General features: G+C 57.4%; 10 protein-coding genes. 6 read left to right on the top strand and 4 right to left on the bottom strand.

What is annotated here, in order from left to right; all coding sequences use genetic code 11:
* The first annotated feature begins 132 nt into the window (after positions 1 to 132).
* Complete coding sequence (locus IQ273_RS26520) at positions 133 to 606, top strand: NAD(P)/FAD-dependent oxidoreductase (protein ID WP_228053928.1); 474 nt, start codon at positions 133 to 135, stop codon at positions 604 to 606.
* Positions 607 to 698: 92 nt separating this feature from the next.
* Here the strand turns inward: IQ273_RS26520 and IQ273_RS26515 are convergent, their stop codons facing one another.
* The gene (locus tag IQ273_RS26515; RefSeq protein ID WP_194026140.1) at positions 699 to 1,280 is read right to left on the bottom strand and encodes a DNA-3-methyladenine glycosylase I; all 582 of its coding nucleotides are present in this window, start codon (positions 1,278 to 1,280) and stop codon (positions 699 to 701) included.
* Between the two features lie 205 nt (positions 1,281 to 1,485).
* Between IQ273_RS26515 and IQ273_RS26510 the strand changes: the two genes are divergently transcribed.
* The 4 genes from IQ273_RS26510 to dtd are packed head-to-tail and all read left to right on the top strand — an operon-like array spanning position 1,486 to position 4,079.
* Positions 1,486 to 2,673, top strand: a complete 1,188-nt coding sequence (locus IQ273_RS26510) for a GTP-binding protein (RefSeq protein WP_228053926.1) — start codon at positions 1,486 to 1,488, stop codon at positions 2,671 to 2,673.
* A gap of 7 nt (positions 2,674 to 2,680) precedes the next feature.
* Entirely contained in the window at positions 2,681 to 3,100 is a 420-nt protein-coding gene (locus IQ273_RS26505) for a ubiquinol-cytochrome c reductase iron-sulfur subunit (RefSeq protein ID WP_194026139.1), read from the top strand.
* 32 nt (positions 3,101 to 3,132) lie between these two features.
* Positions 3,133 to 3,639: an HIT family protein gene (locus IQ273_RS26500; protein WP_194026138.1), complete on the top strand. Its 507-nt coding sequence runs from the start codon at positions 3,133 to 3,135 to the stop codon at positions 3,637 to 3,639.
* Positions 3,627 to 4,079 (top strand): D-aminoacyl-tRNA deacylase, encoded by a 453-nt coding sequence (gene dtd / locus IQ273_RS26495; RefSeq protein ID WP_194026137.1) that lies wholly within the window; start codon positions 3,627 to 3,629, stop codon positions 4,077 to 4,079. Before IQ273_RS26500 ends, dtd begins: the two co-directional genes overlap by 13 nt.
* Before the next feature lie 191 nt (positions 4,080 to 4,270).
* Here the strand turns inward: dtd and IQ273_RS26490 are convergent, their stop codons facing one another.
* From IQ273_RS26490 to IQ273_RS26480, 3 genes are all read right to left on the bottom strand, one after another.
* Positions 4,271 to 4,744, bottom strand: a complete 474-nt coding sequence (locus IQ273_RS26490; protein ID WP_194026136.1) for a hypothetical protein — start codon at positions 4,742 to 4,744, stop codon at positions 4,271 to 4,273.
* Positions 4,745 to 4,881: 137 nt separating this feature from the next.
* Positions 4,882 to 5,925, bottom strand: coding sequence for an ABC transporter permease (locus IQ273_RS26485; RefSeq protein ID WP_194026135.1), 1,044 nt, complete (start codon positions 5,923 to 5,925; stop codon positions 4,882 to 4,884).
* Between the two features lie 7 nt (positions 5,926 to 5,932).
* Positions 5,933 to 6,781 carry an Npun_R2479 family HD domain-containing metalloprotein gene (locus IQ273_RS26480; protein WP_194026134.1) on the bottom strand — a complete coding sequence of 283 codons (849 nt, stop codon included), beginning with the start codon at positions 6,779 to 6,781 and terminating at the stop codon, positions 5,933 to 5,935.
* A gap of 352 nt (positions 6,782 to 7,133) precedes the next feature.
* On the opposite strand from IQ273_RS26480, the gene IQ273_RS26475 reads away from it, so the two are divergent.
* Positions 7,134 to 8,441, top strand: a complete 1,308-nt coding sequence (locus IQ273_RS26475) for an efflux RND transporter periplasmic adaptor subunit (RefSeq protein ID WP_313898257.1) — start codon at positions 7,134 to 7,136, stop codon at positions 8,439 to 8,441.
* The last annotated feature ends 78 nt before the right edge of the window (positions 8,442 to 8,519 follow it).

Raw genomic sequence — 8,519 nt, 5'->3', positions numbered from 1 at the left:
TCAACAAATTGCTCGAATAGCGCGTTTATCATGGGACGCTAACTCATTGACTCTAAGCGGCCAGGGGTAACGTCTTTAGCTTATCCAATTGACCGCACTAGTACGAATGATCACCTTAACAGGGGTAGTGTCTTGAACAAATGCTATCTCCGCTTCCCCGAGGTTTTTTGGAGTGCTGATGCTGATTGGTTGGAATATGTTCCAGCAAGGCATGGTGAGTGGACAGAGTGGGTGAGCTTCAAGCAAGCAGCCAACATGCCCATCCTGCTAGGATTTAATGCTAGCGATCGGGGAAGAGCGATTGAAGCATGGTCAGATGAACAAACCGTTGCGAGTGCCATGCAAACCTTGAGAAAAATCTATGGAGTCAGCATCCCTGAACCTATTGACTATCAAATTACCCGTTGGGCAAGCGATCCGTTTTCGTTGGGTTCATATTCATACAATCCTGTTGGTGCAGTGCCAAAGATACGCCAAGAGCTTGCTGCACCACTCGAAAAGTCTCTATTTTTCGCAGGCGAAGCATCTAATAATGACTATTTTGGGACTGCTCATGGCGCATATTTATCTGGTTTACGTGCAGCCCAAGAAATCCTGGAAATATAATCTGGTGTTGCCCAACAACGCCCATGCACACCGACCGCCGAGAGTTGACTTGTTATGGTGCAAAGGTGATGTGCGGCGGGTGATAGGCAACGTTAAGTCAATTCTTGATGGCGAAAGCAGTCTACGGTGTGGTCGTTGACCAGGCCTGCCGCCTGCATGTAGGCGTAGCAAATGGTGGTGCCGACAAACTTAAAGCCGCGCTGCTTGAGGTCTTTGCTCATCGCGTCGGAGGCCGCGGTGCGGGTGGGAGCATCGGCCAGGGTAGGCCAAGCATTCTGCACGGTTTCGCCATTGACAAACTGCCAGATGTAGCGATCGAAGCTGCCAAAGGTCTCCTGCACCTGGAGAAAGGCCTGGGCATTGCGGGTGGCGGCGGCAATTTTGAGCCGGTTGCGGACAATGCCTGCGTCCTGCAAGAGTTCCTGATGCTTGGCCTCGTCGTAGCGGGCGATCGCCTCGGGGTCAAAGCCATCGAAGGCGGCGCGAAAGTTTTCGCGCTTGCGCAGAATGGTGATCCAACTCAATCCAGACTGAAAGCCATCGAGAATGATGAACTCGAAGTGCTTCAGGTCGCAGTGTAGCGGCACGCCCCATTCAGTATCGTGGTAGGCGATCTCGATCGGGTCGGCGTGAACCCAGCCGCAGCGGGGCAGATCGTCGGAGGGGAGGAACATAGGCCGTTTTTGAGCGCAAATCAATGCAATTGTACTGGTTAGTGCGTCATGCAGATTAACGTCTAGCGCGGGCGGCTGGTTGCTTGCTCTGGGCGGGTCCTATGGGAACGTGCGCTGGCCGATTCCTTAAACAATCCCAACCCTAGCCGCCACGACTCCAATTCATCGCTAGTATGTAAAATGTCCCTGCATTCAAAGAGCACCTATGTCTACCGCTGCTCCCCCGATCCAGCCCCAGGCGATGGATGACACCAAACACGGCCTGCCCGTCACAATCATTACCGGCTTTTTGGGCAGCGGCAAAACCACCCTGCTGAATCATATTCTTGCTAACCAGGAAGGGCTAAAAACCGCCGTGCTGGTGAACGAGTTCGGCGAAATTGGCATCGACAACGACCTGCTGATCGCCACCGAAAACAGCGACGACACCATGGTCGAACTCAGCAACGGCTGCATCTGCTGCACCATCAACAACGACCTGATGGAAGCGGTGTACAAGGTGCTGGAGCGCCAGGACAAAATCGACTATCTGGTGGTCGAAACCACCGGTCTGGCTGACCCGCTGCCCATTGCCCTCACCTTTTTGGGCACCGAACTGCGGGATCTGACCCGGCTCGACTCGATTGTCACCGTGGTGGATGCCGAGAACTACAGCCTGGACCTCTTCAATAGCCAGGCTGCCCATAACCAAATTGCCTACGGCGACATTATTCTGCTCAACAAGGCCGACCTAGTCGACGATGCCGACCTCGATTTGCTGGAAGTCAAAATTCGCGATGTGAAAGAGGGAGCGCGGATTTTGCGCACCACCAAATCTGAGGTACCCCTGCCACTGATTCTGAGTGTGGGGTTGTTTGAGTCAGACCAATACTTTGGTGGTGACAGCACTCAATCTGCCCATGATCATGATCACCACGACCACGAGGCTCACGGTCACGAGGCCCACGGTCATGAGGCTCATGGTCACGAAGCTCACGGTCACGAGGCTCACGACCATAGCGATTGCGACCACGACCACGGTCATTGTGAGCATGACCATCATGGACACGAGCACCACCACTCTGATCACCTGGCCATTGATGGCTTTACCTCACTGTCGTTCGCGAGCGATCGCCCCTTTGCCATTCGCAAGTTTCAGAACTTTCTCGACAATCTGCTGCCGGAGGCGGTGTTTCGGGCCAAGGGCATTCTTTGGTTTGACGAAAGCCCCAAGCGCCATATCTTTCACCTCAGCGGCAAGCGTTTTTCGCTCGATGACGACGAGTGGAAGGGCTCGCCCAAAAATCAGCTGGTGCTGATTGGACAGGGGCTTGACCACGACACCCTGCGATCGCAGCTCAATGCCTGCCTGGGTATGCCTACCGTTAAGCGAGGCCAAGGCTTTGGCAAGTAGCGGCGGCATGAAACGGCGCGAATTCACTAACTTGTTAGGGCTGGGGCTGCTGGCCGGTTCGCTGCCGGTTGCGATCGCGGCCTGCCAGTCTGACTCTACGTCTGAAGCTGAGGGCAACAGCGAGTTTACGACCCTGGGTAGCATGGCTGACCTGGTTGCCCAGGGCAGCTTAACCGGCACAGCTAAGGGCCAAGACTTAGTAGTTGTTCGCGACTCCAGCATTTCAGACGCGGTGCTAGCGGTGAGTCCTATCTGTACCCATGCTGGCTGCACAGTGGATTGGGACCGCGCCCAAGAGCTGTTTGTCTGCCCTTGCCATGGTGGACGCTTCAACCCAGACGGTACGGTGAGCGGCGGGCCGCCGCCCAAGCCGTTGACCACATTCGAAGCCAAGATCGAAGGTGATCAAGTTTTGGTGAAAGTCTAAGGGCAGATCCGATAGCAGATGAGGTGACGGCAATGACCGAGACTGGAATGCAACCGCACCCCGATTGCCTGGCCTGCCAAATTTTGGCCGGAACTCAGTCGGTACCTGGTGGCACCATCGCTGAGAACCCCTGGTGGGTGGCTGATCACTGCGTTGGCCCCTACGGGTTGGGGTCAGTTGTGATCAAAACTCGCACCCACCGCGAAAACCTGTGGGAGCTAACGGCGGCAGAGTCGGCCTCGATGGGGCCTTTTTTACAGCAGATGTCGGAGGCGATCGCCCTGGCAATGGGGGCCGAGCGCGTCTACGTGGGCCTCTGGGTCGACCAGCCTCCCTACCACGTGCATTTTGTGCTGCAACCCCGCTACCCAGACGGCCACAATCCCCAAGAGCTAGGACTAAAAGGATTAGAGCTGCAGGTATTTCGAACCCTAGGCAAGCCCCCGTCCCAGGCCGATATGGCTGCTGCTGCCGAGCAGATTCGAGCCGTATGGCAGCAAAAGTTTGCCCCCCAGACTTTGGCAAAATGCGAGTCGTAGTCCAGCGGGTGACGGCTTCCAGCGTGGCCGTAGAGGGGCATGTCGTGGGGCAAATTGGCCGAGGGCTAACCCTGCTGGTGGGCTTGGCCCCGACAGACACTACCGCTGAACTGGCCTGGATGGCACGCAAGTGTTTAGATCTGCGGCTGTTTTCTGCTGAAGACAGCAACCGCTGGGATCAGTCGGTGCAAGATATTGAGGGTGAAATGTTGGTGGTTAGCCAGTTTACCCTCTACGGCGACTGCCGCAAGGGCCGACGACCTTCTTTCGATGGGGCAGCCCCTCCAGCCCAGGCCGAAGCGCTCTACAACGAATTTGTGGAGCTACTGCGGGCCAGCAGCCTACGAATCGAAACCGGTCAATTTGGGGCTATGATGCAGGTCGACATTCAAAACGATGGGCCTGTGACCCTGATTTTGGAACGCGATTCTTCTGGCTAACGCATTCTCTTGGCCCTTAGGCTGGGTTAACGCTAGCTGCTTTCGTTTGCCCCCCGTTCCAATGCTATGCATTGGAATGCTCATCGGATACTTTGCCTCTTAAGATGAGCGGCAGAGCCTCACAAGTAGGTGCCCAGGCGGAGCTAGGGCACCAGGGTGGGGGCTGTCACTTTAACTACTGTACCGGTGCTCTAGGCGGGGCTGGCGGGGCTGACGGCCTCCGGTTTAATCAGCGGCGTTGGCTGCCACTGCAAGACCTCACCCGATCGCGCCAGCACCGGCTCCAGCAGCAGCCACTGCTCTTTGCTCTCACCTCGCTGCAGGTAGAGGTCAAAGTCCCTGGTCTGGCGGCGCTGGGCGGCGGTAAGCTGCCCTCCTTTGAGATGGTAGGTACCAGCAACTTCCACCGCTGGCTGATTGGCCAGGGTAGTCCAGTGGTGGTCGCTGATGCGAATACTGCCCACCTGAGCCAGATCAGCAGGGTCAACGGAAGACTCGAACTGCCGGTAGAGCACCGCCTGGGTTTGGGAAAGCTTTTGGGCGATCGCCGCTTCGACTACCGCCCTCGGTGGTCGCGGGTTAACCAGGCCACAGCCCCACAGCGATAGACATAGCACTGCGATCGCGACAATTTGCCCCAGTTTCTTGAAGGTTAGCTTTGCCATTGGGCATTTCCTGCTCAAGCCGCCATCTTCAGGCTACTGCTTTCGGGGACGCCAAGAAAGTTAGTCTTGGCTGAAGAGCCTAGGGACACCTGAGCAACGTGCAACCAATGTGCAATTGGGTGGAGTAGAGCCCAGCATCACGACTTGAGGGTGCGTGGGTCTAGCGCATCGCGCAGGCCATCACCCAGTAGGTTAAAGGCTAGGGACGTGACCACAATCAGAATGGCTGGGGGCCACACCAGCCACGGCTGGAGCACCAGAATAGACGCATTGGTTGCCAGGGTGAGCATGTTGCCCCAGGACGCATCGGGCTGCTGAATGCCCAGGCCAATAAAGCTCAGCACAGCTTCTGCCAAAATAAAACCGGGGATCGCCAGGGTGGCGGCAATGATACCGTAGGTCGCCGTCTGCGGCAGAATATGGCGGGTAATAATGTACAGCGATCGCCCGCCCATCACCCGACTGGCCTGCACAAACTCCTGCTCTTTAATCGACAGCACCTGACCTCGAATGACGCGAGCCAGCCCAGCCCAGCCCACCAGCGACGTAATTAATATAATCAGCAAAAAACGCTGGCTACTGGAGATGCCCGCTGGCAGCACCGCCGCCAGGGCTACCAGTAAGTAGATGCTGGGAATGGTCATCAAGACTTCTACAAAGCGCATCAGCACGGCATCGACCGCGCCGCCAAAGTATCCGGCCATGCCCCCCACCAGCATGCCCAGCGGAAACGAAATGGCAATCCCAATCAGCCCCACGCTGAGGCTAACCCGGCTGCCGTGGACGAGCCGACTGAACTGGTCGCGGGCCTGTTCATCGGTGCCCAGCAAATTGAGCTTGCCGGGGCCAACGGTATCGAACAACGTTAGCCGCCCGTCATCGTTGCGGTGAAAGATGCGAATAGGGGAAGGCTCAGTGCGATCGACGATAATTTCGCGCTCTCCCGTTTCTAGATCTACTGCCCCTTGGGTAGTGGGATAGACATGGGGAAAGAAACGCCCCGTTTCGGCGTCGCGCCAGTACACCTGGGTGGGTGGCAGCAGCGATCCGTTCGGTTGCGTCGCGTAGGGGCTGTAAGGGGCAAAAAAGTCAGCCCCTAGCGCCACGGTATAGAGGCCAATCAGCAGGATCGCTCCTACCTGAGCCAGTCGGTTGGTTTTAAGCTTGCGCCACCAGGTCATAGCTACATCAGGTGTGGATTACGGTTTGCTCGTTCTCCACCATAAACACATTTGAATAAAGGTTAGCAATTATTTGCTTTCCTTCTTGGGTCAGCGATAGGTAGCGCAGCGCATCTTGAATGTAGGGATGCACCACGTTCCAGTAGAACTTGGGGTAATTAGCCCGCAGGTCGCCTGGGTGCTCGTAGCCTAAGTACTCGTTTTGGCGGGTTTCTTCAAACTCGTAGTACAAAGCCCCAATTTTCTTCAGGTAGCGGGGGTCGCTAAGCTGCCCAATTAGGTCGGCCGCCCGCACCAGCCCAGGAAAGTTGTGGGTATCTTGGTGGTCTTCTTCTTTGGGCACCGGAAACCGCGTCAGCTCGATGTTGTACTTGATGACGCTGGCATCAATCACCGGGTTATTGCCAAAGCGCTCTTCGATGAACCGCTTGCCCCGGTCCACATGGTACGGCGTGAGCGCCGCATCAGAGGCTCCAGGCTTGAGCGGCACCATGTCCTCGCCCTTGCCGGTGGAGTAGAGGTGGTTGCGGTCTTGGTCGCTGCGACAAACGCCTTTGACATAGCCAATGTCGTGGCAGACCAGAGAAATAATAAAGTGCATCCAGTCTTTGCAGGTGACGCCGCCTTCGCGAATGTGCTTGCCCCGCAAAATTTCTTGGCCTACCAGGGCAACCAAAACGGTGTGCTCAACGTTGTGGTAGAGCGCATCGCTGTTGGCGATATTTTCGAGCGCCATGCTGCCTGCCCAGGCGATGATGTCTTCGTAGTCTGGGTTTTGGCCACCATAGGTGCGGTGATACCCAGTCCGCAGCTTGTCTACGAAGTCACTGATGAGGATTTCGGTCGCGTTAAACATTCCCAAGACCTGCCTTTTTAGAGTCGAGCCGTTGGCGTGAGAGAGCAGTGACGACTGGGTAGATAAAGCTCACGCGGTGGATAAACCAAGTCCAAGTCCAGACGTGAAGTTTTGCTGGTGGGAAAGCTTCAGATCCCGAGCTGGACTGGGTACATCCTGCTATTAGACCAAACCTTCCCGATTCAGGGATGTGATTTGAGTCAGTAGAAATGATGAGATTGGTCGCATAAACCAGAAGAAGAGGTCAATTTCCTTGAGAAATCAAGCGATCCCAAGGATGGAAGGGTTTAAGTCATAATGAGAAAATAAACATTTCGTAACCTATCCAGGTGTGATGCCTAAGGGTGTAACCGTGCCAAAACTCTCTTCGTCTAATCCCCTGGAGGCTACGAATGGTTCGTCTGCTGAGAAGGATATGATCCACTATAGCGAAGCCGCTTCGGGCCGCACACCACCTCGCTGGTCGGGAATCTTGCTGGGTTTGGGGGCGGGGGTACTGCTGACCCTGGTCGGCACTCGCCTGCTGGGTGGTCGAGAGGCGGCTCCGCCTGAACCGGCTGAGACGGCCTCGGTGGCTACTCAAACGGTGACGGTAGACCCCGCTACCCCGGCTACCGTTGCCGATACTTTGGCCATTAACGGTACTGTTCAAGCGATTGACCTACTCTCCATTGCGCCCCAGGCCAGCGGCTTACAGATTCGTCAAATTTTGGTGCGCGAGGGGAATGCCGTCAGCGCGGGTCAGGCGATCGCGACCCTAGACGACGCCACCCTTCAGGCAGATCTGCGCCAGGCCCAGGCGCAGCTGACGGTATCGCAGGCCCAGGTGAGCCAGCAGCAGGCCTCGCTGGCCCAGGCCCAGGCGAGCCTAGCGGAGTCCCAGTCCAACCTGGCTCGTATTCAGTCTCTAGCCGATCGCGGGGCAGTCAGCCAGCAGGAGCTGACTCGCCAGCGCACTGAAACGGCCAATGCCCGCGAGTCGGTATCGCTGGCGCGGGCCGAGGTGCAGAGTGCCGAGGCGGGGGTGCGATCGCAGCAGGCCGCCATCGACCGCCTGCAAACCCAGCTCACCCAGACCACCGTGCGCGCTCCCGTTGCTGGGGTCGTAGCCGAGCGCCTGGCCACCGTGGGCGATGTCTCAGCCCCGAGTAGCCCCATCGTCACCCTGATTGAAAATAACCAGCTGGAGCTGGCTGCCGAGGTGCCCCAGGCCCAGCTCGATCGAGTGGCGATCGGTGCCCCCGTCGCGATTACGTCCAATGCCGACAGCCGCGTTCAGCTCCAGGGTACGGTGCAGTCCATCAACCCAGTGGTCGATGCCGCGACGCGGGTAGCGACGGTGAATGTGACCCTGCCCCCCAACGACCTGCTGCGGCCCGGCATTTTTCTGCGCGGCGAGGTCACTACCAGCTCGCGCCAGGGGTTAACTATCCCCGCCGTCGCCCTCCAGCCCCAGCCCGACGGCACCACCCAGGTGTTTGTGCTCGGCGAGGGCAATGTGGTGGAGGCCCGCACGGTGGAGCTGGGCAACCGCATCGCCGCCAATGGCGACACCGCCGCCCGCGTGGAAGTTCTCCAGGGCCTGCAATCTGGGGAACAGGTGGTCACCTCCGGCGTCGGGTTCCTACAAGACGGCGATGTGGTGACGGTAGTTCAATAAATGGAAATATCCTTGGCACCGATGAATTAGTCGGGGAAATCCCCTCCTGGGAGGGGTAGGGGTGGGTCAAGCCCAGTC

This window comes from Nodosilinea sp. LEGE 07298 (assembly GCF_015207265.1).
Taxonomy (GTDB): Bacteria; Cyanobacteriota; Cyanobacteriia; order Phormidesmidales; family Phormidesmidaceae; genus Nodosilinea.
This window is presented reverse-complemented; position numbering and strand designations above follow the sequence as displayed.

Coding starts and splice junctions, on each gene's coding strand:
- IQ273_RS26510 (WP_228053926.1), top strand. CDS start 1,486: ATGTCTACCGCTGCTCCCCCGATCCAGCCCCAGGCGATGGATGACACC.
- IQ273_RS26515 (WP_194026140.1), bottom strand. CDS start 1,280: ATGTTCCTCCCCTCCGACGATCTGCCCCGCTGCGGCTGGGTTCACGCC.
- IQ273_RS26500 (WP_194026138.1), top strand. CDS start 3,133: ATGACCGAGACTGGAATGCAACCGCACCCCGATTGCCTGGCCTGCCAA.
- IQ273_RS26505 (WP_194026139.1), top strand. CDS start 2,681: ATGAAACGGCGCGAATTCACTAACTTGTTAGGGCTGGGGCTGCTGGCC.
- IQ273_RS26485 (WP_194026135.1), bottom strand. CDS start 5,925: ATGACCTGGTGGCGCAAGCTTAAAACCAACCGACTGGCTCAGGTAGGA.
- IQ273_RS26490 (WP_194026136.1), bottom strand. CDS start 4,744: ATGGCAAAGCTAACCTTCAAGAAACTGGGGCAAATTGTCGCGATCGCA.
- IQ273_RS26480 (WP_194026134.1), bottom strand. CDS start 6,781: ATGTTTAACGCGACCGAAATCCTCATCAGTGACTTCGTAGACAAGCTG.
- dtd (WP_194026137.1), top strand. CDS start 3,627: ATGCGAGTCGTAGTCCAGCGGGTGACGGCTTCCAGCGTGGCCGTAGAG.